The organism is Arenimonas alkanexedens (assembly GCF_054781355.1).
The window spans coordinates 115689-140497 of sequence record NZ_BAAGUO010000004.1 but is presented as its reverse complement, the minus strand read 5'-3'; the positions used below and the strand labels follow the sequence as shown (position 1 = coordinate 140497).

29 protein-coding genes are annotated in these 24809 nt (G+C 67.3%); 10 read left to right on the top strand and 19 right to left on the bottom strand.

Annotated elements, in window-relative coordinates; all coding sequences use genetic code 11:
- Position 1: 1 nt before the first annotated feature.
- The 10 genes from lolD to ACYVGY_RS10405 all read right to left on the bottom strand — a co-directional run bounded on the left by lolD (position 2) and on the right by ACYVGY_RS10405 (position 6745).
- Positions 2 to 742: a lipoprotein-releasing ABC transporter ATP-binding protein LolD gene (gene lolD / locus ACYVGY_RS10450; protein ID WP_460457437.1), complete on the bottom strand. Its 741-nt coding sequence runs from the start codon at positions 740 to 742 to the stop codon at positions 2 to 4.
- Positions 735 to 1979 (bottom strand): lipoprotein-releasing ABC transporter permease subunit, encoded by a 1245-nt coding sequence (locus ACYVGY_RS10445; protein WP_460457436.1) that lies wholly within the window; start codon positions 1977 to 1979, stop codon positions 735 to 737. Before ACYVGY_RS10445 ends, lolD begins: the two co-directional genes overlap by 8 nt.
- Before the next feature lie 6 nt (positions 1980 to 1985).
- Entirely contained in the window at positions 1986 to 2366 is a 381-nt protein-coding gene (locus ACYVGY_RS10440) for a hypothetical protein (RefSeq protein WP_460457435.1), read from the bottom strand.
- A gap of 25 nt (positions 2367 to 2391) precedes the next feature.
- Entirely contained in the window at positions 2392 to 2640 is a 249-nt protein-coding gene (locus ACYVGY_RS10435; RefSeq protein ID WP_460457434.1) for an FAD assembly factor SdhE, read from the bottom strand.
- A complete protein-coding gene (locus tag ACYVGY_RS10430) occupies positions 2637 to 3056 on the bottom strand; it encodes an MAPEG family protein (RefSeq protein WP_460457433.1) in 420 nt (139 codons plus the stop codon). Before ACYVGY_RS10430 ends, ACYVGY_RS10435 begins: the two co-directional genes overlap by 4 nt.
- Before the next feature lie 10 nt (positions 3057 to 3066).
- Positions 3067 to 3849 (bottom strand): succinate dehydrogenase iron-sulfur subunit, encoded by a 783-nt coding sequence (locus ACYVGY_RS10425; RefSeq protein WP_460457432.1) that lies wholly within the window; start codon positions 3847 to 3849, stop codon positions 3067 to 3069.
- Between the two features lie 94 nt (positions 3850 to 3943).
- Entirely contained in the window at positions 3944 to 5734 is a 1791-nt protein-coding gene (gene sdhA / locus ACYVGY_RS10420) for a succinate dehydrogenase flavoprotein subunit (RefSeq protein WP_460457431.1), read from the bottom strand.
- A 7-nt stretch (positions 5735 to 5741) separates the two neighbouring features.
- Positions 5742 to 6119: a succinate dehydrogenase, hydrophobic membrane anchor protein gene (gene sdhD, locus ACYVGY_RS10415; protein WP_460457430.1), complete on the bottom strand. Its 378-nt coding sequence runs from the start codon at positions 6117 to 6119 to the stop codon at positions 5742 to 5744.
- Entirely contained in the window at positions 6116 to 6508 is a 393-nt protein-coding gene (gene sdhC / locus ACYVGY_RS10410) for a succinate dehydrogenase, cytochrome b556 subunit (protein WP_460457429.1), read from the bottom strand. The genes sdhD and sdhC overlap by 4 nt, the downstream gene beginning before the upstream one ends.
- Positions 6509 to 6565: 57 nt before the next feature.
- On the bottom strand, positions 6566 to 6745 hold the full coding sequence (locus tag ACYVGY_RS10405) for a DUF1674 domain-containing protein (RefSeq protein ID WP_460457428.1): 180 nt from the start codon (positions 6743 to 6745) through the stop codon (positions 6566 to 6568).
- Positions 6746 to 6769: 24 nt separating this feature from the next.
- Between ACYVGY_RS10405 and ygfZ the strand changes: the two genes are divergently transcribed.
- Positions 6770 to 7651, top strand: coding sequence for a CAF17-like 4Fe-4S cluster assembly/insertion protein YgfZ (gene ygfZ, locus ACYVGY_RS10400; protein WP_460457427.1), 882 nt, complete (start codon positions 6770 to 6772; stop codon positions 7649 to 7651).
- 109 nt (positions 7652 to 7760) lie between these two features.
- A complete protein-coding gene (locus ACYVGY_RS10395; RefSeq protein ID WP_460457426.1) occupies positions 7761 to 8639 on the top strand; it encodes a phosphate/phosphite/phosphonate ABC transporter substrate-binding protein in 879 nt (292 codons plus the stop codon).
- Between the two features lie 28 nt (positions 8640 to 8667).
- On the opposite strand, the gene ACYVGY_RS10390 is transcribed toward ACYVGY_RS10395, so the two are convergent.
- The 4 genes from ACYVGY_RS10390 to ACYVGY_RS10375 form a co-directional block, all read right to left on the bottom strand.
- Positions 8668 to 9564 carry an adenylate/guanylate cyclase domain-containing protein gene (locus ACYVGY_RS10390; protein ID WP_460457425.1) on the bottom strand — a complete coding sequence of 299 codons (897 nt, stop codon included), beginning with the start codon at positions 9562 to 9564 and terminating at the stop codon, positions 8668 to 8670.
- Between the two features lie 56 nt (positions 9565 to 9620).
- Positions 9621 to 11882, bottom strand: a complete 2262-nt coding sequence (locus tag ACYVGY_RS10385) for a thiamine pyrophosphate-dependent enzyme (protein ID WP_460457424.1) — start codon at positions 11880 to 11882, stop codon at positions 9621 to 9623.
- 49 nt (positions 11883 to 11931) lie between these two features.
- Entirely contained in the window at positions 11932 to 13095 is a 1164-nt protein-coding gene (locus ACYVGY_RS10380; RefSeq protein WP_460457423.1) for an acyl-CoA dehydrogenase family protein, read from the bottom strand.
- Positions 13096 to 13217: 122 nt separating this feature from the next.
- Complete coding sequence (locus tag ACYVGY_RS10375) at positions 13218 to 13901, bottom strand: glycine zipper 2TM domain-containing protein (protein WP_460457422.1); 684 nt, start codon at positions 13899 to 13901, stop codon at positions 13218 to 13220.
- A 140-nt stretch (positions 13902 to 14041) separates the two neighbouring features.
- Between ACYVGY_RS10375 and ACYVGY_RS10370 the strand changes: the two genes are divergently transcribed.
- Positions 14042 to 14272: a DUF6116 family protein gene (locus ACYVGY_RS10370; protein WP_460457421.1), complete on the top strand. Its 231-nt coding sequence runs from the start codon at positions 14042 to 14044 to the stop codon at positions 14270 to 14272.
- Positions 14272 to 15048: a TatD family hydrolase gene (locus ACYVGY_RS10365; RefSeq protein ID WP_460457519.1), complete on the top strand. Its 777-nt coding sequence runs from the start codon at positions 14272 to 14274 to the stop codon at positions 15046 to 15048. Before ACYVGY_RS10370 ends, ACYVGY_RS10365 begins: the two co-directional genes overlap by 1 nt.
- On the opposite strand, the gene ACYVGY_RS10360 is transcribed toward ACYVGY_RS10365, so the two are convergent.
- Positions 15026 to 15820: a tRNA threonylcarbamoyladenosine dehydratase gene (locus ACYVGY_RS10360; protein ID WP_460457420.1), complete on the bottom strand. Its 795-nt coding sequence runs from the start codon at positions 15818 to 15820 to the stop codon at positions 15026 to 15028. The genes ACYVGY_RS10365 and ACYVGY_RS10360 overlap by 23 nt on opposite strands.
- Before the next feature lie 125 nt (positions 15821 to 15945).
- Between ACYVGY_RS10360 and ACYVGY_RS10355 the strand changes: the two genes are divergently transcribed.
- Positions 15946 to 16416 carry a glycine zipper 2TM domain-containing protein gene (locus ACYVGY_RS10355; protein WP_460457419.1) on the top strand — a complete coding sequence of 157 codons (471 nt, stop codon included), beginning with the start codon at positions 15946 to 15948 and terminating at the stop codon, positions 16414 to 16416.
- Between the two features lie 64 nt (positions 16417 to 16480).
- The gene (locus tag ACYVGY_RS10350) at positions 16481 to 16879 is read left to right on the top strand and encodes a hypothetical protein (RefSeq protein WP_460457418.1); all 399 of its coding nucleotides are present in this window, start codon (positions 16481 to 16483) and stop codon (positions 16877 to 16879) included.
- Here ACYVGY_RS10350 and ACYVGY_RS10345 read toward each other — a convergent pair.
- Positions 16869 to 17705, bottom strand: a complete 837-nt coding sequence (locus tag ACYVGY_RS10345) for an alpha/beta hydrolase family protein (protein ID WP_460457417.1) — start codon at positions 17703 to 17705, stop codon at positions 16869 to 16871. The two genes, ACYVGY_RS10350 and ACYVGY_RS10345, sit on opposite strands and share 11 nt — an antisense overlap.
- A 182-nt stretch (positions 17706 to 17887) precedes the next feature.
- On the opposite strand from ACYVGY_RS10345, the gene ACYVGY_RS10340 reads away from it, so the two are divergent.
- A complete protein-coding gene (locus ACYVGY_RS10340) occupies positions 17888 to 18397 on the top strand; it encodes a fasciclin domain-containing protein (protein WP_460457416.1) in 510 nt (169 codons plus the stop codon).
- A gap of 140 nt (positions 18398 to 18537) precedes the next feature.
- Positions 18538 to 19026 (top strand): DUF456 domain-containing protein, encoded by a 489-nt coding sequence (locus ACYVGY_RS10335; RefSeq protein WP_460457415.1) that lies wholly within the window; start codon positions 18538 to 18540, stop codon positions 19024 to 19026.
- Positions 19027 to 19031: 5 nt separating this feature from the next.
- Here the strand turns inward: ACYVGY_RS10335 and ACYVGY_RS10330 are convergent, their stop codons facing one another.
- Together ACYVGY_RS10330 and ACYVGY_RS10325 are read right to left on the bottom strand one after the other, a co-directional pair.
- Positions 19032 to 21530, bottom strand: a complete 2499-nt coding sequence (locus ACYVGY_RS10330) for an ABC transporter permease (protein WP_460457414.1) — start codon at positions 21528 to 21530, stop codon at positions 19032 to 19034.
- A complete protein-coding gene (locus tag ACYVGY_RS10325; protein ID WP_460457413.1) occupies positions 21527 to 22228 on the bottom strand; it encodes an ABC transporter ATP-binding protein in 702 nt (233 codons plus the stop codon). The genes ACYVGY_RS10330 and ACYVGY_RS10325 overlap by 4 nt, the downstream gene beginning before the upstream one ends.
- Before the next feature lie 31 nt (positions 22229 to 22259).
- Between ACYVGY_RS10325 and ACYVGY_RS10320 the strand changes: the two genes are divergently transcribed.
- Both ACYVGY_RS10320 and ACYVGY_RS10315 read left to right on the top strand, forming a co-directional pair.
- Positions 22260 to 22910 (top strand): arylesterase, encoded by a 651-nt coding sequence (locus tag ACYVGY_RS10320; RefSeq protein ID WP_460457412.1) that lies wholly within the window; start codon positions 22260 to 22262, stop codon positions 22908 to 22910.
- Positions 22911 to 22932: 22 nt separating this feature from the next.
- Positions 22933 to 24114, top strand: coding sequence for a PQQ-dependent sugar dehydrogenase (locus ACYVGY_RS10315; protein WP_460457411.1), 1182 nt, complete (start codon positions 22933 to 22935; stop codon positions 24112 to 24114).
- On the opposite strand, the gene ACYVGY_RS10310 is transcribed toward ACYVGY_RS10315, so the two are convergent.
- Positions 24111 to 24809, bottom strand: coding sequence for an NAD-dependent epimerase/dehydratase family protein (locus tag ACYVGY_RS10310; RefSeq protein ID WP_460457410.1), 699 nt, complete (start codon positions 24807 to 24809; stop codon positions 24111 to 24113). The two genes, ACYVGY_RS10315 and ACYVGY_RS10310, sit on opposite strands and share 4 nt — an antisense overlap.

Below are 24809 nucleotides of genomic sequence, written 5' to 3'. Positions count from 1 at the left end.
CTCAGGAACGAAGGGGCGCCGCGGGGTGGGAGCTCAAATCATCATCCACAAGCGGCTGCAGTCGTCCCCGGGTCAGCTCCAGGGTCCGATCCAGTCGTCGCGCCAGGCGGCGATCGTGGGTAACCATGACCAGGGCCGTACCGAGGTCACGATTGAGTTCCAACATCAGGTCGAACACCGAGGCAGCCGTTTTCTCGTCGAGGTTGCCGGTCGGTTCGTCACCGAGCACGCAGGCGGGACGCGTTACCAGGGCCCGCGCTACGGCCGCGCGCTGGCGTTCACCGCCCGACAGCTCGCCCGGCTTGTGGCCGAGGCGATGGCCCAGTCCGACGCGATCGAGCAAGGCCTGCGCCGGCTTCCTTGCCGCCTCGACCGCGTCGCCGCGGATCAGCAGCGGCATCATCACGTTTTCCAGCGCGGTGAATTCGGGCAGCAGGTGGTGGAACTGGTAGACGAAGCCCAGCGCCCGGTTGCGCAGTTCGCCGCGCTGGCGCTCACCCAGGGCGAACATGCGTTCGCCGGCGACGTAGACGTCGCCCGCGCTGGCGCGGTCGAGGCCGCCGAGCAGGTGCAGCAAGGTGCTTTTGCCGGCCCCCGAGGCGCCCACGATCGCGACGGTTTCGCCCCGGCGGACCTCGAGGTCCAGCCCGTCGAAGACGTGCGTCTGCAGATCGCCTTCTTCGTAGGTCTTGCCCAGCTGAGCGCAACGAATGACGACGTCCATGCCGGGATCCTTATTCATAGCGCAGCGCCGTGGCCGGGTCGGTGCGCGACGCGCGCCAGGCCGGATAGAGGGTGGCCAGCAGGCACAGCACGAAGGCAACCGCCACCACCGTGGCCACGTCCGAGGCCTGCACCAGAGTCGGCACGCCACTGATGTAGTACACGTCGGAAGGCATCAGTTCGGCGCCCAGCAGGCCTTCGAAGAAGCTCACCACGTGCGAAAGATTGCTGGCCAACAGCACGCCGGCGGTGGTGCCCACCGCGATGCCAACCACGCCGATCACCAGCCCCTGCACGATGAACACGCGCATCACTGCACCGGGCGACATGCCCAGCGTGCGCAGGATGGCGATGTCGGACTGCTTGTCCTGCACCAGCATTACCAGCGAGGAGACCAGGTTGAAGGCGGCGATGGCGATCACCAGCGAAAGCAGGATGAACATCACCGTCTTTTCCATCTTCAGGGCGCGGAAGAAGTTGGCGTTGTCGCGCATCCAGTCGCGCACCCGATAGAAACCATCCATCTTGTCGGACAGGTCGCGGGCTACCGGCCAGGCCTCCCACAGGTCCACCAGCTTCAGGCGTACGCCGGTGACGCCCTCGCCCATCCGGCCCAGGCGCTGGGCGTCATTGAGGTGCACCAGGGCCAGGCCGAGGTCGTATTCCTGGGCGCCGGCCTCGAAAATGCCGACCACGTTGAATCGCTTGGCCCGGGGCAGCGCGCCCAGCGGCGTAACCGTGGACTCGGAGATGAAAACGTTGACCGCGTCACCGGGGCCGACGCCAAGCAGAATCGCCAGCTCCCGACCCAGGATGATGTTGAACTCACCCGGCTGCAGCAGGTCCAGCGAACCCTGCTTCATCATGCCGGCGATCTCCGACACCTTCGGTTCGTGCGAAGGCAAGACGCCGCGAATGATGGCGCCACGGCGCTGGCGACCCTGCAGCAGGGCCTCGGTTTCGATATAGGGCGCGGCGCCCATCACCCGGGGATCGGCGTCGGCCAGGGCCACCGCGCGCGGCCAGTCCTGCAGTGGGCCGTCCACGCCGGACACGGTGGCGTGCGCGACCATGCCGAGGATTCGCTCGCGGAGCTCCTGCTGGAAGCCGCTCATCACCGAGATGGTGGTGATCAGGGCGATCACGCCGATGATGATGCCCAGAATGGACGCCATCGAGATAAAGGAAATAAACCCGTTGCGCCGCTTGGCGCGCAGATAGCGAAGGCCGATCGAGAATGGCAGGGGCTGGAACATGGGGTCCTATGCTGACAGCTGGGTCAGCGGGTTTCCGGAACGGGAGCTGACGGAGACCGCCAGCCGAAGCTGGCGACGCAGGCCAGGCGACAGGGTATCGGGCCACCAGCAAAAACGCTGCAAGCGGCCGCACTGATCTCGCCCGGAAAGCACGGCCAAGGGCCCACGCAAATGCAGCCGGGGCGCAATGAGCTGCTGGTCGCCGAGCCGTACCGGCGCGTCACCGCCGGCCCAGAGCAGGGTGCAGGGCGCCCTGCCCGCTTCTCGCCGTGCCAGCCTGAGGCCCGCGGCCAGCGCCAAGCAGGCGGCGGGCAGCTGGGTTGCCGGCGGCAGCCGGCTTGAGACCAGCGCGCCGGCGGCCAGCAGGCCAAGCAGGGTCAGCGACAAGGCAAGGACGCGCGACGGCCGCCAGTCAAGGCGGAAGGTCGAGGATGCGGGTGACGAGACCATCGAGTTCGGTGTCCTCCGGCCGTTCCCGGCCCATGAACCACCGCCAGAGCTTATCGTCCTCGGTGTCGAGCAGACGCAGGAAAACCGCCCGCTCCGCTTCGGAAGCCGTCGGCCAGCGGGCGTCGAGATAGCGCAGCATCAGCTGGTCAAGTTCGCGCATGCCGCGACGGCAGCGCCAGCGCAGACGGCGCAGCTCGGGATCGTCGCTCATGCCAGCAGCAGCCAGACCAGGCGGCCCAGGTAGACGAAGAGGCAAAGGGTCGCCAGCAAATACGCCGTGAACCGGTGCACTACCCGGTTGTAGCTGCACTGGATCACGCTGTGCAGGGTTCGCAACGCGACGAAGGCCCAGGCCAGCACCGGCAGCCAGGCGTCCAGCATGCCGAGCGCGATCGTCGCCAGCGCCAGCACGTAGAACAGCACCGGCACTTCGAACAAGTTCATGAAATTGTCGCTGGCGCGGGTGTTCTTGAGCAGGTGCTTGTCGGCAGAGCCGGCCAGCTGCTGCGGATCGATGCGGGCGCTGCGCATTTCCCGCAGGCGCACCACATAAAGGCGAACCCAGACCGCCAGGGTCAGGGCCACCATCGCCAGCAACGGCAGGACCAGCGGATGCGCGCTGCTCATGGCCAGGGCCTCAGGCGCCGCGACGCTGCAGCATCAGCTTCTTGATCTCGCCGATCGCCTTGGCCGGGTTCAGACCCTTGGGGCAGGTGCGGGCGCAGTTCATGATCGTGTGGCAGCGGTAGAGCTTGAACGGGTCTTCCAGGTCGTCCAGGCGCGCACCGGTGTCCTCGTCGCGCGAATCAATGATCCAGCGGTAGGCCTGCAGCAGCACGGCCGGGCCCAGGTAGCGGTCGCCGTTCCACCAGTAGCTCGGGCAGCCGGTCGAGCAGCAGGCGCAAAGGATGCACTCATAGAGACCGTCGAGCTTGGCGCGGTCTTCCTTGGACTGCAGCCGCTCCTTGGCCGGCGCCGGGCTTTGCGTGCGCAGCCAGGGCTTGATCGAGGCGTACTGAGCGTAGAAGTGGCTCAGGTCCGGCACCAGGTCCTTGATCACCGGCATGTGCGGCAGCGGGTAGATCGGCACTTCCTTCTTGCCGCACTCGTCGATGCCCTTGGTGCAGGCCAGGGTGTTGGTGCCGTCGATGTTCATCGCGCACGAGCCACAAATGCCTTCGCGGCAGCTGCGCCGGAAGGTGAGCGTCGGGTCGATTTCGTTCTTGATCTTGATCAGCGCGTCCAAAACCATCGGACCGCACGAATCCATGTCGACTTCGTAGGTGTCGGTGCGGGGGTTGTCGCTGTCGTCCGGATTCCAACGGTAGATCTTGAAGGTGCGCACGTTCTTCGCGCCGGAGGCGGCGAAATGCTTGCCCTTGGTGACCTTGGAATTCTTGGGGAGGGTGAACTCAGCCATGTGCTCGGTTCCTGCGCGGTGTCATTTTGTAGGAGGGCCTTCAGGCCCGAAGCCCCTTGGCGGGAAGCTTCGGGCCTGAAGGCCCTCCTACATATCAGTAGGTGCGGGCCTTGAGCGGGACGACGTCAACGTCCTTGCTCAGGGTGTACATGTGCACCGGGCGGTAGTCGATGGCCGTCTTGCCCGCCTCGTCCACCCAGCACAGCGTGTGCTTGTGCCAGTTGACGTCGTCGCGGTCCTTGAAGTCCTCGCGGGCATGCGCGCCGCGCGATTCCTGCCGGTTCTCGGCCGATACCAGGGTGGCGACGGCCTGGCCGAGCAGGTTCTGCAGTTCAAGGGTCTCGACCAGGTCCGAGTTCCAGACCAGCGAGCGATCGGATACGCGCACGTCGGCGAACGACGCCACCACCGCGAGAATCTTGTCGACGCCCTGCTTGAGGGTTTCGCCGGTGCGGAACACCGCGGCGTCGTTCTGCATCGTCTGCTGCATGGTGTCGCGGATCTGTGCGGTCGGGGTGTCGCCCTTGGCGTACCGCAGCTTGTCCAGGTTGGCCAGGGACTTGTCGCAGGCCGAGGCCGGCATGGACTTGTGGGGCGCGCCCGGCTTGATGGTCTCGGCGCAGCGGTTGGCCACTGCCCGTCCGAACACGACCAGATCGAGCAGCGAGTTCGAACCCAGGCGGTTGGCGCCATGGACCGAAACGCAGGCCGCTTCGCCGATGGCGTACAGGCCCTCGACGACCGTATCCGGATTGCCGTTCTTCAGCGTGACCACTTCGCCGTGGTAATTCGTCTGCAGGCCGCCCATGTTGTAGTGCACGGTCGGAAGCACGGGGATCGGCTGTTTGGTGACGTCGACGCCGGCGAAGATCTTCGCGGTCTCGGCGATGCCCGGCAGCTTTTCGTGGATGTCGGCCGGGTTGAGATGGGTTAGGTCGAGGTGGATGTGGTCCTTCTTCGGGCCCACGCCGCGGCCTTCGCGGATTTCGATGGTCATCGAGCGCGACACCACGTCGCGTGAGGCCAGGTCCTTGGCGTTGGGCGCGTAGCGCTCCATGAAGCGTTCGCCGGCCGAGTTGCGCAGGATGCCGCCTTCGCCGCGCACGCCTTCCGTGATCAGGCAGCCGGCGCCGTAAACGCCGGTCGGATGGAACTGCACGAACTCCATGTCCTGCAGCGGCAGGCCGGCGCGCAGCGCCATGCCGCCGCCGTCGCCGGTGCAGGTGTGGGCCGAGGTGGCGCTGAAGTAGGCGCGGCCATAGCCGCCGGTGGCCAGCACCGTGCCCTGGGCACGGAACAGATGCATTTCGCCGGTGGCCATGTCGAGCGCGAGCACGCCGCGGCAGGCGCCCTCCTCGTCCATGATCAGGTCAAGCGCGAAGTACTCGATGAAGAACTCAGCCTGGTGCGCCAGCGACTGCTGGTAAAGCGTGTGCAGGATGGCGTGGCCGGTGCGGTCGGCGGCGGCGCAGGTGCGCTGGGCAGTGCCCTCACCGTAGTTCGTCGTCATGCCGCCAAAGGGGCGCTGGTAGATCTTGCCGTCTTCGGTGCGCGAGAACGGCACGCCTTGATGCTCGAGCTCGATGATGGCCGGGATCGCTTCCCGGCACATGTACTCGATGGCGTCCTGGTCACCCAGCCAATCCGAGCCCTTGATCGTGTCGTAGAAGTGGAAGCGCCAGTCGTCTTCACCCATGTTGCCCAGCGCGGCCGAGATGCCGCCTTGCGCCGCTACGGTGTGCGAGCGGGTCGGGAACACCTTGGAGATGCAGGCGGTTTTAAGGCCTTTCTGGGCCAGGCCGAAGGTGGCACGCAGGCCGGCACCGCCGGCGCCGACGACAACCATGTCGTAGGTGTGCTCGTGGATTTTATAGGCAGTGGTCATGGCGGACTCAGGCAGTGAATACGATGCGGCCAAGGGCCAGCAGGGCGGCGATGGCCGCCAGCGCGTAGATGAACTTGATGGCGATCTGCAGCGTCATTTCCAGCCAGCCGTGGACATAGTCCTCGACCACCACCTGCAGGCCCAGGCGGGCATGCCAGAGCAGCGACAGAACGAAGGCAGCCAGCAGCGTGGCGGACAGCGGATGGGCGATGGCGCCGCGGACGACGGCCTGGTCGGCACCCAGCAGGTTCACCGCGAACACGACGAACCACGGGGTCAACAGGGCCAGCGCGATCGCGGTCAGACGCTGGTGCCACCAATGGGTGGTGCCGTCTTTGGCCGAGCCCAGGCCCTTGGCCACGGCGAGCGGGTTGCGCAGGCTCATGCCGCACCTCCCGACAGAACCAGGAACCAGAGCCCGCCGGTCAGCAGCACCGACAGCACCAGCACCGCGTAACCGCTGGCGTAGGCCTTGGGCAGCTCGTAGCCGCGGCCGGCGTCCCAGAACAGGTGTCGAAGCCCGTTGAGGAAGTGATAGACCAGACAGGCCGAGAACACGAACAGGGCCAGCTTGCCCACCAGGCTGGCCATACCGTCGCGGAACATCGCGTAGGTGTTCGGGCTGCCTGCCGCCGCGACCAGCCAGGCCACCACGACCAGGCTGCCGAACGCCAGCACCACGCCAGTGGCGCGATGCAGGATGGACATGGTGCTGGTCAGCTGCGGCTTGTAGACCTGCAGGTGCGGGGACAGAGGACGTTCTTGCGTCGCCATGGGCTGCGCTCGTTTGGTTGTGAGAGGGAGTGTGCTTGCCGCGGCGTGTGCGCGGCGTCAGAAGTCGATGCAGCGGCCGTTCTTTTCCCAATCACCGTAGCGGGTGGGATCGGGGCCGTCGCGGCCGCCGATCTCCGCAGGCGGCGACGGGGCCGGTGCCCCGGAGGAATCGGGGGGAGCGGCGCCAGGCGCGGCGGGAGCAGCCGTTTCGCCTATGATTCGAGACTCGTCAGGCATCTGGCAATGTTAAGTCCCACCCCCATGACGTTCAAGACAAATCTACCTCCGGCATCCTGCCCCGCCCTGTCCGGCTTCGGCGTGCTGGGCATTTCAGGCCCCGATTCAGCCCGTTTCCTGCAGTCGCAGCTGATGAATGACGTTGCGGCGCTGGCGCCAGGCCAATGGCAATGGAACGGTTGGCTGACCCCCAAGGGGCGCGTGATCGCGCTGTTCGCGCTGCTCAGGCTGGCCGATGACCGGTTCCTGCTGGTGTTGCCAGACCTTGCCGCGACGGATTTCAAAGCCTTGCTTCAGCGCTTTGTGTTTCGCAGCAAGTTGACGATCGACGATGCGCCCGGCTGGACGGCAGCGGCGGGTCCGATCGAGGCAGCGCCGGCGCCGGATCGATTCGCGGGCGAACCGCCCCAGGCCTTGGCCCTGGACTGGGGCGACGCCGGCCAGCCGCGCACGCTGTGGCTGCTGCCGCTCACTCACGAGGCCCTGGCGGCCACCTGCCCGACCCGGGACGCTGATTGGCGCGCCCAGGACCTGGGCTATGGCTTACCCCGCCTGTCGGCGGCTCAGCGTGAGGCCTGGACGCCGCAGATGCTTTCGCTCGACCGCCTGGGCGCTTTCAGCCTGAACAAAGGCTGCTACCCGGGTCAGGAAATCGTGGCCCGCACCCACTACCTCGGTAAATCCAAGCGCCAACTGGTACTGCTGGTCGCGGAAGCCGACCTGACGGAAGGTGGCGCGGTCTGCGACGCCGACGGCCGTGAGCTGGGCACCCTGGTCAGCGTGCTCAACCACGCCGACGGGGCCAAGGCGCTGGCGGTGCTACCCGCGGACCTGAACGCCGGTACGACGCTGACCGCCGGCGTCCGCCTCGCGGTCCTGCCGCTGCGCGCGGGACTCGCCCGCTGATCGGGATCGAGGCCACCGCGGATTCGTGGGGACTGGTTGGCAAAACCATGACGGCCCGCTTGGCCCCCAGCCTTCAGTCTGATATACCGCCGGCACAGGGAGAAACATAATGAATCTTGGAAAATTGCTATTGGCGATGGCCTTGGCCATGCCTGCCACCGCCGCCACGGCGGCCGAATACGTCCTCGCGGTCGAGCCCAACTATCCGCCGGCCCAGGCCGAACAGGTGTACAAGCCGTTGCTTGACTACCTCAGCAGCAGCACCGGCCACACCTTCAAGCTCAAGACCGCGACCAATTACCACGTGTATTGGCGCGACCTCCGCTCGGGCTCGAAGACCGACTTCGCGTTCGAAGAGGCCCACTTCACCGACTATCGCGTCAACCGCCTGGGCTTCACGCCGTTGGTGCGCGTGACCGAGAGCACCCGCTATTCCCTGCTGGCCGACGGCCCGGTTGCCGACGGCGGCACCAAGGGGCTGATCGGCTACCGCGTGGTCAGCATGCCGGCACCCAGCATGGGTTACCTGCTCTTGGGCGACCTGTACAAGAACCCGATCGCCCAGCCCGAGATCATGTCGGTGGCGGCTAACTGGCGCGATGGCGTGGAGATGGTGTTCTCGCAGGAGACCGAGGCGGCGATGGTTCCCAGCTATATCGCCCAGCTGTATCCGAACCTGGTGTCGGTTTCGGAGTCGCGCGAATTCACCGGTCGTGCACTCAGCGCCGGCGGTACGGTTCCCGGCGATGTCCGCGAGGCTGTCGCCAACGCCATGCTGAAGCTGCACGAGGACGACGCGCTGTATGAGGTGCTGGTTGAACTCGGCGCCAGCCAGTTCGTCGAAACCAGCGCCGCCGAGTACGCGGGCAACGAAAGCCTGCTGCGGGGCGTGTTCGGTTACAAGCCCATGCCTCGGGCTGCCGCGCCGTCGCTTGAAGACCAGGAACCGCAGATCACCGGCGGTATCCAGGTCGAAGCGGGCGAATAAGCGTCGCGGCAAGGCCGCGAGAGCGGCCTTAGTCGGTCTCGTAGTGGATGACGTCGCCGCTGTTGAGTGCGACCGCCTGCCCCAGGCTGATCGTGCCTGACTTGCGAAGGTGCAGCTCGTCGCGGTGCACCTTCAGCTCGTCGTCTTCACCGATCCGGACGTAGGTTCCGTTGGTGGAGCGGTCCGCGAGCAGGAAGTGGCCGCGCTTGTATTCCAGCAGCGCATGGGTGCGGCTGACCCAGTCGGCCTCTACCTGCAGGTGGTTGGCCGGCTCGCGGCCCATACTGAAGGGCTCCGAATCGGGCCGCAGTTCAACGGTCTGTCCACGATGGCGCAGGCGCAACATTACGCCCGAGACACCCGCATCGCCGCTGCGCACCGCCGACTGCACCATGGTCATGCCGGACGTGTCTTCCTGCCAGACCAGGTCCACGATCGAGATCGGCAGCAGCTTCCCGCTGACCCGCGCCTTGCCCAATCCGCGCGCCTCCGGCACCTTGCCGGACAGGCTGTCGTAGGTGGCCGCGGTGGTGACGACCTGCTCTCGCTTGGCCAGTGACGCCATGCGCGCCGCCGTATTGACGGCATCGCCGTAGACGTCGCCGTCGTCCTCCTCGAGCGCGTCGCCGTGGTGGAGGCCGATCCTGATGGCCAGGCTGTCGCGCACGAACTCGATGTCGTGCCCCATCCGGCGCTGCATGTCGCAGGCAGCCAACACCCCGTTGAGCGGGGCCGGAAACGTGCACATGATTTCATCGCCGATGGTCTTGATGACCCGGCCGCCATGCTGGGCGCAGACCTCAGCCAGCGCATCGAGCACGGCGGCAATCAGCCGGCGCGCCTCTTGGTCGCCCTTCGTTTCGAACAACCGCGTGCTGCCGCTGACATCGGCAAAAAGGATGGTCTGGGGCCGGGACGGAGTCATGACCCGAGTCTAGGCGATGCCGCAGTAGCCGTCATTCATGACCAGATTAAACGGCTTCAGGCCAATTCTGCGGCCATCGCCACGATGTCGGCCTCGCTCGGCATGACCAGCAAGGCGGCGCCCGCCAGCGGGGTGTAGGTATCCGCCCCAACCACCCGGCGCAGCGGCTTGCCGCCGTGGCCGGACTCGACCACCGCGGTGATCACGCCCTCGCCAACACCGGCCGACTTGCGGCCCTCGTCGACCACCATGATCCGGCTGCAATCGCCGGCGTGGCGGGCGATCGCGTCCGCGTTGAGGGGCTGCAGCCAGCGCAGGTCAACCACCCTCACCTTCCAGCCGTGCTGGCGCTCGATCTCTCGAGCCGCGCGCAGGCTCATCGGCACCCCATTGCCAAAGCTGAAGATGACCAGGTCGCGGGCTTCGGGGAAGTACACCCGCTCCTCGCCCAACACCATCGCCCCGCCGTTGGCCGGATAGGACGTCAACCACTGGCCGTCACCGGCCGCGTACAGGTCTTTCGTCATGTAGAGCGCGATCGGCTCGAGGTAGGCGCAGACCCGGCCGTCAACCTTGGCCAACGCCATCATCGTACGCAGCATGGTCACCGCATCGTCGCCGCGACTGGGGCAGCCGACCACCAGCCCGGGGATGTCGCGCAGCGCGGTGATCGAGTTGTCGTTGTGGAAGTGGCCGCCAAAACCGCGCTGATAGCCCAGCGACGCGATCCGCATCACCATCGGGTTGCGGAACTGGCCATTGGAGAAGAACTGCAGCGAACAAGCCTCGCCGCGGATCTGGTCGCAGGCGTTGTGGAAATACGCCAGGTACTGGATCTCTGGCATCGGCAGCATGCCGACGTTGGCATAGCCCTGGGCCAGGCCCAGGATCATGGTCTCGTCGAGCAGGGTATTGAACACGCGGGCGTTTTTGAACGTTTTGTGCAGGCCCTTGGTCACCGTGTACACGCCGCCCTTCTGCGCCACGTCCTCGCCGAACAGCAGCGCCTCCGGGTACTTGCAGAAGAGGTCGTGCAGGGCGTTGTTGATCTGGATGGCCAGATGGCGCGGCGGCTGGTTCTCGGGCAGTTTGGCCTCGCTGCCGAAAACAGCCAGGCGCTTGTCGCTGAAGTCGCTGCGCGCGGCCTCGGCCATCACTGCCTTGGGCGTGTACGGCGCCAGTGGACGCATCACCTCGGCCAAGTCGTCGAGCTTGGGCCGGCGGTCGGCCTCTTCGGCGGCCGCGAAACAGCGCTGCCGGGTGTCCTCGTACTTCGCCAGCAGCTGCTCCCGGGTCATCAGCCCGGACTGCAGCGCAATCGCCGCGGAACGCAGCAGCGGGTCGGAGGCTTCGACCGCCATCAACTCTTCGAAGCTGCGCCACTCGATCTCGAAGTCGGTGCCGGCGTGGCCCATGATGCGGGTGGTGCGCAGGTGCAGGAAGGTCGGGCGACGCGTGCGGCGGCAGTGCTCTACCGCGGCCTGCACCTGGCCGTAGCCTTCGGCGATATCGAGTCCATCGGCGTAGAAATAATCAAGCCCCAGGCGGTGCCGGAAAGCGTTGGCGATCCATCCGCCCGGCGTCTTCACCGAGATGCCGATGCCGTTGTCCTCGCACACATACAGCACCGGCGCCGGCAGCTTCTGGTAGGCCGTCCACTGCGCGGTGTTGAAGGCGGTCTGGGCGCTGGCGTGGTTGCTCGAAGCGTCGCCGAAGGAACAGATCGCGATCGAGTCCGCGGGGATGGGCAGCACATGGCCGATGCGGCGCGCCTGCTCGATGGCGATCGCAGTGCCCAGCGCCTTGGGCAGGTGCGAGGCGATCGTCGACGTTTGCGGCAACACCCACAGCGGCTTGCTGCCCCAGACCTTGTGGCGACCACCGGAAATCGGGTCCTCACTGCTGGCCGCGAAACTCAGGGCCGAGTCCATGATCGGATCCATGCCCGGCAGCTTGCGGAAGCGTTCGGCCATGAAGCCGCCGGAACGATAGTGCAGGAAGGCCGGGTCGGTATGGCGCGTCAGTCGCGCCACCATGGCATTGCCTTCATGGCCCGACGAACCGATCGTGTAAAAGACCTTCTGCTGCACCCGCAGCACCCGCGCCATCAGGTCAAGGTGGCGCGACACCAGCTGTGATTCGAACAAGGCCAGGAAGTCTTCCGCCGTGCAGGCGCTGGCTTCGAGCACCGGCTCATGCGGTGCCGGACGCGGCTCGGGCCAGCCACTCCATTGCGACACGAACTCGATGAAATTGTCATCGCAGACCTTGGCGCGATTGACGTCCTTGTGACGAGCGGGGATCAGCGGCGTGGACATGGAGGTTCCGTGGCGTGGCGAATCAGTATCTCAGCGGCGCGGCTTGGGCTCAGAACGCGTTGATACCGGTGACTTCTCGCCCGATCACCAGCTGATGCACGGTTTCGGTGCCCTCGTAGGTAATGACCGACTCGAGGTTGAGCGCGTGGCGGATCGGCGGATGTTCGGTGGTGATGCCGGCGCCGCCGAGAATGTCGCGCGCCTCGCGCGAGATGTCGATCGCCATGCGGCAGTTGTTCCACTTGGCCAGCGACACCTGCGCATGCTGCAGCTTGCCGGCGTCCTTGAGCCGACCGAGCTGCAGGCTCAGCAGCTGCGCCAGGGTGATGCGGCGCGCCATGTCCGCCAGCTTGAGCTGCACGGCCTGGGTCGCGGCGATCGGACGGTTGAACAGGATGCGGGTCTTGGAATACTCCAGCGCCGAGGTGTAGCTGGCGATGGCGGCGCCGATCGGCCCCCAGGTGATGCCGTAGCGCGCCTGGCTCAGGCAGCCCAGCGGTCCCTTGAGGCCCTTCACGTCCGGAAGGCGCTGGCTGTCCGGCACCCGCACGCCGTCGAAGAACAGGGCCGAGGTGACCGAGGCGCGCAGGCTCATCTTCTTGTGCACGACCTGGGTTTCGAAACCCTTGCTGCCCTTTTCGATGATGAAACCCTGGATGCCTTCGTCGGTCATGGCCCAGACGATGGCGATGTCGGCGATGGAGCCATTGGTGATCCACATCTTGGCGCCGTTGATGACCCAGTCGCCGCCGTCCTTCTTGGCGGTGGTCTTCATGTTGGCCGGATCGGAGCCGCCGTGCGGCTCGGTCAGGCCGAAGCAACCGATGATCTCGCCGCGCGCCATGCCCGGCAGGTACTTCTGGCGCTGCTCTTCCGAGCCGTAGGCAAAGATCGGATACATGCACAGCGAGCTTTGCACCGAAACAAAGCTGCGGATGCCGGAGTCACCGCGCTCGAGCTCCTGGCAGATCAGGCCGTAGCTGACCGCGTTGAGACCGGCGCAGCCGTACTTCTCGGGCAGCGATGAACCGAACAGACCCATGGCGGCGATCTCGGGCACCAGTTCGGCCGGGAAGCGACCCTGGTCGAAGCAGTCGCCGATGATCGGCAGCACGCGTTCGTCAGTGAAGCGGGCGACGCTGTCCTGGATCATGCGCTCCTCTTCGGAGAGCAGGCTGCGGATGTCGAACAGGTCGGTCGGATTCAGGGCCATGGGGCGTTCTGCAGTCAGCGGGATAAGGCCCGCATTTTAGCCCGCCCAGCGACCGATAGGCAGCCCGCAAACGCGAAAGGGCCGGCATGGCCGGCCCTTTCGGGGTTCATCGGGGTGAAGAATCAGCCCGCCGGGGGCGCCACGCTCGTTCGCACGGCGATCACGCCATCCTCGATCGGCAGCCGCTTGCCCGGGTCTTCGTCCATCACGAGGTTGCCGGTCTGGCCTTCGTACTGCCAGGTGACGTCGTAGCCGACGATCTTGTCGCGCTCGCCGAGCAGAATCTGCGCGCCGGGCTTGGCCTCCACCCGCGTGGTCGAGACTTCGCCGTCACGGCGGTACTGCACGTCGTAGCCGATCACTTCCTCGCGCGGTTCGGTGACCGTGCGGCACTGCTGCTCGGTTGCCGTGTACTTCTGGCCGCCGACGTGGCGACGGTCGATCTCGCGACCGGCGAAGGCGCCGCCGACTGCGCCCGCGACCGTGGCGATCTTCTTGCCATCGCCACCGCCCACCTGGTTGCCCAGCAGGCCGCCGACCACGGCGCCCACGACCATGCCGTCCTTGTCACCGAAGCGCTCCTCGCGGCGTCGCTCAACCGCGACGTCCTGGCATTCCTGACGCGAGCCGGTGCGCATCTCGGTGACGGCATTGCTGGACAGGACGTCGCCGTAGATCGGCTCCTTTTCCACGATCGGGGTGGACGACAGGACCTCGGCGTAAGGCGTAGCAAAGGTCTGGTAGGCGGCGATGGCGCCACCGGCGGCCAGCATGCCGGCCACTGCGGCCAATACGGTCTTGTTCATGGTCTGGTCCTCTCTGTGCGTCGGCGGGAGCCGTGCGCTGCGTGCCAAGGGTGGTCTCCGGCGCCTGAACGCAGGCCGAAGCCGGAAGCGGCCGCCCGACGTGTTAATTTCGCGGCAAGGATTGTCAAAAGGAGTCCACCATGCCGCACCCCATGACCGGGCCCGTGGTCGGGTTCGCCAGCCGATTGCGCTTCCCCACCCTGTTCAAGATCACGATTGCACTGATGCTCGTGAGTTGGCTTGTGCCTGATCCCATTCCTTTCATGGACGAGATCCTCACGGCGCTGGCCACGCTGGTGCTGGCGAACTGGAAGCGCAGCGATCCGCCGCCAGCGCGCGAGCCGATCGAGGGTGAATCAAAGCGGGAATGATCGAGCTCTACGACAGCCACTGCCATCTCGACGCGGCTGCGTTCGACCCGGACCGCCCGGACGTCGTGGCCCGCGCCCTGGCCGCCGGCGTTCGGGAGCAGCTGGTGCCCGCGGTGACCCGGGACGCGTGGCCTGGCCTGCGCGACGCCTGCGCCCTGGATCCTGGCCTGCTGCCCGCCTACGGCCTGCATCCGATGTTCCTGGACCAGCACCGGGACGAGCATCTCGACGAGCTGGCCGACTGGCTGGCGCGCGAACGTCCGGCGGCGGTGGGCGAATGCGGGCTCGACTATTTTGTCGCTGGGCTGGATCCCGACCGCCAGCGCTTTTTCTTCCAGGCCCAGCTCGAGCTGGCCCGTGACTTTGACCTGCCGGTGGTACTGCACGCCCGGCGCGCGGTGGATGAAGTGATCACCCGGCTGCGCCGTACCGGCGGGCTGCGGGGTGTGGTGCACAGTTGGTCGGGCAGCGAAGAGCAGGCGCGCCAGCTGTTTGATCTTGGATTTCATCTGGGCATCGGCGGGCCAGTGACCTTCGAGCGCGCACAGCGGCTTCGGCGCACCGTCGCCAACATGCCGATCGAATGGCTGCTGCTGGAGACCGATGCGCCCGACCAGCCTGGCGTGGATCACCGCGGCGAACGCAACGAACCGGCCTACCTCACGCAGGTGCTGGCGGTGGTTGCCGCACTGCGCGGCGAGGCGCCGGAAACGGTCGCGGCCGCCACGACCGCCAATGCCCGCCGTCTTTTCGTCAGGCCGCCGGACGCGGCTTGAGCAGCAGCTCGATGGCCTTGCCCGCCATCGCGAAACCAAAGCTGCCGGTAACGTGGGTCGCCGCGCCCAGCCCGGCACCGCAATCAAGCTTCAAGGACGCATCGGCGCCCAGCTTGGGGCGCACCCCGCAGACGCTGCCGTCGGTCTGGGGATATTTGACGTTTTCAAGCGAATAAACCGCCGGCACCCCGAAGTAGCGGTCCGGGTTGCGCGGGAATTTGAAGCCGGCGCGCAGCTGTTTGCGCACCAGCGCCAGCAGCGCGTCCTGCTCGGTGCGCGAGAGGTCGCGCACCCGCACCAGGGTCGAGTCGGTGCGGCCCCCGGCCGAGCCACAGACCACGATGGGCAGCTTTCGGCGACGGCACCAGGCGATCATTTCAAGCTTGCTGCGGAAGCTGTCGCAGGCATCGAGAACCACGTCATGGCCGCGATCGAGCAGAGTTTCAAGATTGGCCGGCAGCAGAAATTCAGGCACCACGTCTACCTGGATGTCCGGGTTGATCGCCCGGCAGCGTTCGGCCAGCACCTCGCCCTTGCCGCGACCGAATTGCCCGTCGAGCGCATGCAGCTGACGATTGGTATTGCTGACGCAAACCTCGTCGGCATCAATCAGCACCAGCCTGCCCACGCCACTGCGCGCCAGCGCCTCGACCGCCCAGGAGCCGACGCCGCCCAGGCCGACAACGCAGGCCTGGGCGCGGGAAAGAGTCAGGGCTGAACCGCGTCCGTAAAGGCGGTCAATTCCGGCGAAGCGCTGTTGGGTCGGGGTCATGACGCCATTTTAGGCCAGCGCGGGCCGGATGAACCGGCCCGCAACCCAGAGCAGCCGGGTCGGGACCCGTTCAGGCGTCGGGCGCTAGCGTCGGCCCCGTATGACCCTCTTATAAGGAAACCGCCATGAAGAGCCACCTGCTGATCGCCGCCACCCTTGCCACCGCCGGCCTGGCCGCCTGCTCTACTGCGCCCCGGAACAGTGGCTACGGCAACAACGACCGCGACTATGGCTATTCCCAGCCGCAGCGCTGCTATGAGTGCGGTCGTGTGGAACGTATCGAAACCGTCTACAACGCCCGCGAAAACAGCCGCACCGGCGCCATCCTGGGCGGCATCGTTGGTGCGGTCGCCGCACGCGAGATTCCCAAGCACGGCAGCGACGGCAAGGAAAACACCGCCACGGTGGCCGGCGCGGTCGCAGGCGCCATCGCCGGCAACGCGATCGAGAACAAGCGCAATGAAGAAACCTTCGACATCCACATCCGGATGGACGACGGCCGTCGCATCGTCATCAATGCCAACCGGCTGGGTCCGGACCTGCGCGAAGGCGCCTACGTCCGGGTCGAGGGCAACCGCGTAACCCCGCTGCGCTGATCCCGCTGCTGCCGGGCAAAGCCGCCGTGATATCTTCGCGGCGGCTTTTTCATTGGAGCAGCCCATGCGTTCCCTGATCGTTGGCGTGATCGGCCTGTTGGTCGGCGCCCTATGCACCTTGATTCTTCTCAACACCCTGCGCCAGGGCACGGCCTACCCCAACGGCGTGATGGCGGTGATGGGCGCGCAGATGAAAGGCCTGGACCAGTCGCTCAAGCAGAACCGCTGTGCCGCGGCCGATCTGGCGCCGCGCCTGCAGACCCTGCGCTACCTGGGCAACGACATCGAGCCGGCCTTCCTGCCGACGGCTGATGACGAGCGCTTCATCGCCCACGCCAGCCAGCTGCGGGCGGCGCTGGATGCCGCGTTGGCCTCACCCCCGGCTGACTGCGCCGCTGCACGCGTCGTGATCGATCGCGTTGGCTCGGGCTGCCAGGACTGCCACCGCGACTTCAAGGGCTGAGCCCCGCCCAGCCGGCAACGGCGGCGGCGGGCGCCTGCGGGTAGCGCAGCCAGCGGAAATGATCGGGTGTGGCACCCAACCGCGCCTGGTCGAAGCGCTCCAAACGGTGCTCGCCCCCGCCCAGCTTCGCCACCAGCGCCTGGAGCGAGGCCTCGGGAACCAGCCAATCTTCACTGAAACACAGCGCGAGCGTGGGCAGGGCCAGCCTTGCCAGTTTCGCGTCCAGGGCCTCGCCGTCGCCGTAGTCCCGGTAGTGTCCACCGTGTACGGTCGCGGCCCAGTCGCGCATCAGCTGCCCCGCCTCGCGACCGGCGAACTTCAGGCGGTGCCCGGGGTAGTAGCCAGCCAGCCCCGTAAGCAGGGGGATGGCCCGCGCGAACAGGCCAATGCCCAAGCGCTGGCGACCGCGGAAGGTGCGGGCATCGGGCACGCCGGTCGCCGCCAGCACCAAGCCCCGGCAGCGGTCCGGCTGGCGGGCCGCCGCCATCGCCGCGAACTGTCCGCCGAGGCTGTGGCCACCGAAGTACCAATCGCCCGGGGCCAGTGCGCCAATGCTGGCCGGCAGATCCTGCTGCAGCAGTTCGCGATAGCCCCAGTCGCTGCCGCGGCGGGCGCGCAGCGTACTGCTGGCGTTGCCGCGCCACTCGTGCACGGCACAGTGCATGCCCCGCGCTGCGATCGCCTGGCCGAAGTCGTCGTACTTGCTCGCCGGCACGCCCAAGGCCGGTAACCACAGCAGCCCGGGCGCACCCGGGCCGGCGCGATGTATGCGCAAGCTGGCGACGTGGCCGTCGGCACTGGCGACGGGACGTTCTTCGATATCCATGCCTGAATCCGGGAGAAGCCAAAGCCCAAGCATACCGGCCGGACCACCGCGCGATCAGCCTGGAGGCGTCTGTGCCCGCCGGCACTCACTTGGCCTGCACGTGCCAGCGACGCTGTCACCACACCCGCCGGCGCAGTCTCCGTCCGTGCCCAAGGCACCCTACCCCCTCCATGGAGTCCACGATGAACTTTTTCCGCAAGAGCCTGCTCGCCGCGATGATGACCGCTGTCGTTGCCACCCCCGCTTTCGCGGGCCACCACAACGAAGGTGAGGCCAAGCCGGCCGGCACCATCGTCGACATCGCTGCCTCCAACGCGGACTTCGAAACTCTGGTCGCCGCTGTGAAGGCCGCCGGTCTCGTCGAAACCCTGAGCGGCCCCGGTCCGTTCACCGTGTTCGCGCCGACCGACGACGCGTTCGCCAAGCTTCCCGCCGGCACGCTCGAGAGCCTGCTCAAGCCGGAGAACAAGGATCAGCTGGTCGCGATCCTCACCTACCACGTGGTCGCCGGCAACGTGATGGCCGCCGACGTGGTCAAGCTCGACACCGCCACCACCGTCAACGGCGCCGTTGCCGACGTGACCGTGACCGGTGGCAAGGTCATGATTGACGAAGCCAACGTCACGGCGACCGACATCAAGGCCAGCAACGGCGTGATCCACGTTATTGATACCGTGATCCTGCCGGAGTAATTCCTCCTCCAGTGTCAGCCGAGCGGCCTGTCCATGACAGGCCGCTTTTTTTTTGCCAGCGCCGATCGAAGATGCTCCGCCGCAGCGTCATCGGACCTGCCGCATCTGGCTTCAAGCCGGTACTGCAGTATGCTCGGCGCATGGATACCCATACGGCCTACTACCTGGTCGCCGGCGCGCTGATCCTGATCGGCTTGCTTGGCACCGTGCTTCCGATCCTTCCCGGCTTGCCCGTGATGTTCGCGGGCATGCTGCTGGCCGCCTGGGTGGACGACTTCCAACGCATCGGCGTCACCCCACTGGTGGTGCTGGGTGTCCTGGTGCTGCTTTCCATCGCCGTGGACCTGGCGTCCGGCATCGTCGGTGCAAAGCGCGTAGGCGCCTCCAACAAAGCGCTTTGGGGCGCCGGACTGGGCAGTCTCGTGGGCATCTTCTTCGGCCTGCCCGGCCTCATCGCCGGACCCTTCCTGGGCGCGGCGATGGGGGAAATGTCGGACGGCAAAGAGTGGCGCGACGCCTCCCGGATCGGCTTCGGCACCTGGATTGGCCTGGCGCTCGGGGCGGCCCTGAAGCTCGCCCTCGCCTTTGCGATGCTTGGCGTGTTCGGCGTCGCCCTCTGGCTTGGCTAAGCCGCCTAGCCCTGGAGCTCGCGCAGCGTCACCGACGGCGGCGTATTGACCACGCCGCGCGTTGCGAACAGACCGGCCGCCAAGGCCGCCAGCGTGCCAACGATGGCCCCGGTCGCCGCCAGCTTCGGATTGGCCGTCCACGGCAGGTCGAAGGCCAGGTCGGCGATGACCCCTGCCAACACTGTCGCTGCAATCGCGGCCACCAGGCCCGACAGCAGGCCGATCGCGCTGAACTCCGAAACCTGGGCCCAGCGTAACTGGCGCCGGCTGCCGCCGAGCACCCGCATCACGCCGCCCTCGAGCAAACGCTCGTCCTGGCTGGCACTTACCGCCGCCAGCAGCACCAGCACGCCCGCCGCGAGCGAAAAGTAGAAAACGGCCTCAACCACGGTCGAGACTTGTTCGACCGTACCGCGCACCTGGTCGAGCACCGCATCTACGTCCACCACCGAAAGATTCGGGTAGGCCGTGACCAGCTCCGACGTGAATCGCGTGCGTTCCGGCGGCACGTTCACCGCGGTGATGTGGCTTCCGGCGAAACCGTCCAAGGCGCCGGGCGAGGCGACGACGAAGAAGTTGGGGCGGAAACTCTCCCAGTCGATCTTGCGCAGGCTGGTCACGCGGCCGCTGAAGCGCGAGCCGGCGATGTCGAAGGTCACTTCGTCACCGAGCACCCAGCCCAGGGAAGCGGCGAAGTCCTCCTCCACCGACAGTTCCGGAGAAGTCGGCGCGCTGGTCCAGAACTTGCCGGAGGTCACCTCGTTGTCGGCGCGCAGAACATCTACCTGGGAAAGGTTGAACTCACGCTCTGCCATGCGCCGGCCGCGTCCCTGCTCAGCCGGGAAACTGTCCGCAGTAATCGTCTTGCCGTTCACCTCAAGCAGCCGCGCCCGGATCATCGGATACAGCACCGGGTCCACGACGCCCTGCTCGGCCAGGAAGGCCTGCACCGGCCCCACCTGGTCGGGCTGCACGTTGACGATGAATCGGTTCGGTGCGTCCGCCGGCAGCGCATTACGCCAGCGATCGAGCAGGTCGGTACGCACGAAGGTGAGCAGCAGCAGCGCCATCAGGCCCAGACCCAGCGCCGAAACCTGGGCGATGCTGGCGCCGGCGCGGCGGCTGACATTCGCCAGACCGTAGCGCCAGGGGCCGCGCAGCCGCGAACGCACCCGGCGCAGCACCGCGATCAGTGCCCAGGCCAGCGAGGCCAGCACCGCCAGTGTCCCCAGGATGCCCAACAGCATCGCGCTGCCGACTTCAGCCGAACCCGCCTTCCACCACAGCAGCAGGGCCAGACCCGACAGACCGGCGAGCGCCGCGAGTATCGCGCTGGGCTCGGTCGGGTCGAGGTCCTGGCGCAGCACGCGCAGGGCCGGCACCCGGCGCAGCGCCAGCACCGGCGGCACGCCGAAGGCCAGCAGCACGGTCAAGCCGACGCCGAAGCCCTCCAGCACCGGCCGCCAGCCGGCCCCGGGGATGGACAGCTTCATGGCCGAGGTCAGCCAGTCGGCCACGGCCCACTGCAGGCCGAAGGCCAGCGCGACACCGATTGCGCAGCCCATCAGGCCGAGGAGCAGCAGTTCACCCGCATGGATGGCCACCAGCGTGCGCTGGCTGGCGCCCAGGCAGCGCATCACCGCCGAACCCTGCAGGTGCCGGGCGCTGTGCCGGCGCGCGGCCATGGCCACGGCAACCGCGGCCAGCACCACCGACACCAAGGCCGCCAGGCCCAGGAAGCGATCGGCCCGATCCAGTGCGCGGCGGATTTCAGGGCGGGCGTCGCCCGCCGTTTCCAGGCGTTGGCCGCGGTCGAGGTTGTTGCTTGCGAAGGTGGTGAACTGCTCCACGGCAGCGGCTTCGCCCGCAACCACCAGGCGATAGCCGATGCGGCTGCCCTCCTGCACCAGGCCGGTGGCGGGCACGTCAGCCAGGTTCAGGAACACGCGCGGGGCCGTGTTGAAGTAGTCGAGGGCGGCATCCGGCTCCTGCACCACCAGGGCGGCCAAGGTCAGCTCAATGTTGCCGACACCGATGGCATCGCCGACTTCGGCGCCCAGAAGATCGGCGCCGGCGCGGCTGAGCCAGACCGATCCGGGGGCCGGAATTCCGCTGGCATCCACTTCGCCGCCTGTGGCGGGGTCGGCCAAGCGGAAGCGGCCGCGCAGGGGGAAACCCTCGGCCATCGCCTTCATGTCGCCAAGGCGCAGCGACTCACCGGCCCGCACCATGCTCGGGAAACTCAGGGTTTCGGTTTGCCGAAGACCCGGCGCCGCCGCTGCGTCACGCAAGGCGCCGTCGATGGGGGCATCGCCGCGCACCACCGCGTCACCGCCCAGCAGGCGGTTGGCCTCCAGCGCCAGCGCGCGCTCGGCACGGTCGGTAATGAAGCTCACTGAGCTCACCGCCATCACCGCCAGCACCAGGGCCGCGAGCAGGATGCGGACGTCGCCCGACGCCAGGTCGCGCCGGAGCTGGCGCCAGGCCAGCGCGATCCAGTTCATGCCGACACCAGCCGGCCGGCATCGAGCCGCAGGATGCGCCCGCAGCGCGCGGCCAGGCGCTCGTCATGGGTGACCAGTACCAGGGTCGTGCCCGACTCCCGATTGAGCTTGAACAGCAGCTCGACGATGGCCTGGCCGGTCTGGGTGTCGAGGTTGCCGGTGGGCTCGTCCGCGAACAGCACCGCCGGCCGCGTCACGAAAGCACGGGCCAGCGCCACCCGCTGCTGCTCACCGCCGGAAAGCTGGCGCGGATAGTGGCCCAGGCGCTCGCCCAGGCCGACCTGGGACAGAATGGCCCGGGCCGGCCCTTCGGCGTCGTCGTCACCGCGCAGCTCCAGCGGCAGCATCACGTTCTCGAGCGCCGTCAGCGAAGGCAGCAGCTGGAAACTCTGGAAAACGAAGCCAACCTTCTCGCCGCGAACCCGAGCACGGCCGTCCTCGTCCAGCGCCGACAGCAGTTCGCCGTCGAGGCTCACTTCGCCCTGGCTGGGTACGTCGAGACCCGCCAGCAGCGACAGTAGCGTGCTCTTGCCTGAACCGGAGGCTCCGACAATCGCAACGGCTTCACCCTTGGCGATGGTAAAACCAACCCCATCAAGTATCGTCAGTTCGCCGGAAGGCAGCGGCACCCGCTTGCCCAGGTCGTCGACGCGGAGCGCAGCGTGAACGACGGTGGGCGAATCGTGGCTGTCGGCCATGGGAATCCTCATGAGAATGGAGTTGAAAAAGATGTACCTGTCATATGGAGCATGGCGCACCCGGGTTCAACAGGGCATGACGGCCCTGGTGTTCGCTTTTGCCGTGCTCGCTGCGCCGCTTCAGGCGGCGCAGACGCGTACGGTGCTGGTGCTGGGTGATTCGCTGTCGGCAGCTTACGGGCTGGCGCCCCAGCAAGGCTGGGTGGCCCTGACCGCCGAGCAGCTGGGTGACCGCCACCCGGGCTGGCGCGTGGCCAACGCCAGCGTTAGCGGCGAAACCACCGCGGGCGGCGCGAGCCGGATTGCCGGAGAGCTTGAACGGCACCAGCCGGAGGTGGTGGTGGTCGAACTGGGCGCCAATGATGGCCTGCGCGGCCTGCCGCTGGCACAAACCCGCGACAATCTCGAGAAGATCATCCTGGCGTCCCAGCAGGCCGGCGCCCGCGTGCTGCTGCTGGGCATGCGCTTGCCGCCCAACTTCGGCCCTCAGTACACGCAAGGCTTCGAGCGCAATTACGTTGAACTGGCCGCCGAACATGGCGCCGCCCTCCTGCCATTCCTGCTTGAACCCATTGCCACCGACCGCGATGCGTTCCAGGCCGACAACCTGCATCCCGTCGCCGAGGCCCAGCCGCGCCTGCGCGACCATGTCTGGCCCGCGCTGGAACCTCTTTTGAAGTAACGCCCGACCCAGGAGCCTGTCCATGAAGACCGCCCTTTCCGCCGTACTGCTGCTGGCCTGCGCCGGCTGCGGCGCCAGTGATTCCGGCGCCAACCCCGGCGCCACCAGCGCTGCCGCGCCCGCCGCCGGAGCCGCGCAAGTCGCCCGCTTCCCGAGCGAGGCGGGAACGCTGGAGGTCACCACGGTGGCTTCTGGGCTGGAACATCCCTGGGGCATGACCTTCCTTCCTGATGGTCGCTACCTGGTCACCGAGCGCCCCGGGCGTCTTCGCATCGTCAGCCCGGACGGCAGCCTGTCGGCGCCGGTGGCTGGCGTTCCCGCAGTGTTCGCCAAAGGCCAGGGCGGCCTGCTGGATGTCGTGCTGGATCCTGACTTCGCCAACACGCCCTGGGTCTACCTGAGCTTCAGCGAGCCCGGCGAAGGCGGCGGCGGCACCGCCGTGGCCCGCGGTCGTTTCGAAAACGACGCCCTCGTGGACGTCGAGGTCATCTTCAGTCAGTCGCCCAAGCTCGACACCGGGCAGCACTTCGGCTCGCGCCTGGTGTTTGACCGGGAAAATCGCCTCTATGTGACCAGCGGCGACCGCGGCACCTGGCCCAACGTCCAGCCCTTGGACAAGGGCCAGGGCAAGATCTTCCGGATCGAGCGCGATGGCAGCATCCCGGACGACAATCCCTTCGTCGGACGCGAGGGTGCCCAGCCGGCCATCTGGTCCTACGGCCACCGCAACGTCCAAGGCGCGGCCCTGCATCCGGTCACCGGCGCGCTGTGGCAGACCGAGCACGGCGCTCGCGGCGGCGACGAGCTCAATATCCCAGAGCCGGGCAAGAACTACGGCTGGCCGGTGATCACGCTGGGCGTGAACTACAACGGCATGCCGATCGGCGAAGGCAAGACGGAAGCCGAAGGCATGGAGCAGCCGATGCACCAGTGGACGCCCTCGATCGCGCCCAGCGGCCTCGCCTTCTATACCGCCGACCGCTTCCCGGCCTGGCAGGGCAACCTGTTCGTGGGCGCCCTCGCGTTCCAGCGCGTCGTTCGGCTCGAGCTGGACGGCGACCAGGTGGTCCGCGAGGAAGCGCTGCTGACCGAGCTGGGCGAGCGTATCCGGGACGTGCGCCAGGGACCGGACGGCTATCTGTATCTGGTCACCGACGCGGCCGACGGCAAGCTCTTGCGTGTCGGTCTCGCCGACGCCGACTAAGCGCCGGCCAGCGCCAGCAACCCGGCGTTTTCGTGCACATGGCGGCCGCCCTCGTCCTGCCTCAACAGGGCGACGGCGGCCGCCGCCACGTCCGTCGCCGCAATGGCGCGGTAGCGGCGCAGCGGCCCGCGCATCAAGGCATTGGTGACCGGCGCCAGGCGCTGGCCCCACTGCTCGGCGTGCCGTGTTTCAGCGCGCTCGCCCAACAGCAGGCCGGGGCGCAGCAGGTCCAGACGCTGGAAATCCAGGTCGGCCAGGGCGCGCTCGGTTTCGCCCTTCACCCGCAGGTAGAAATTGTTGGACTGCGCGCTGGCGCCCACCGAGGACACCAGCACCATCTGGCGCGCACCCAGCGTGCGTGCGATGACGCCAACCCGAAGCACCAGGTCACGATCCACGGCCAGAAAGCCCTCGCGCGATCCGGCCTGCCGGATCGTGGTGCCCAGGCAACAAATACAGGCATCGATGTCGCCCGCCACGGCGCGCAGTTCGCGCGTGAGATCGCCATCCCGCCCCGCCACGGACAGGTCCGCCACCCAGGTTAAATCGCGGGGCGTATCCGAGGACTTCGGCAGCGGTCGGCGCAGCAGCGACACCACGGCCGGCCCCTCGGGCCAGGCCAGGAGTTGGCGCCGCACTTCGCTTCCAACCAGGCCGGAGGCGCCAGCGAGCAGGACGCGGTGAACCGGTGTCAT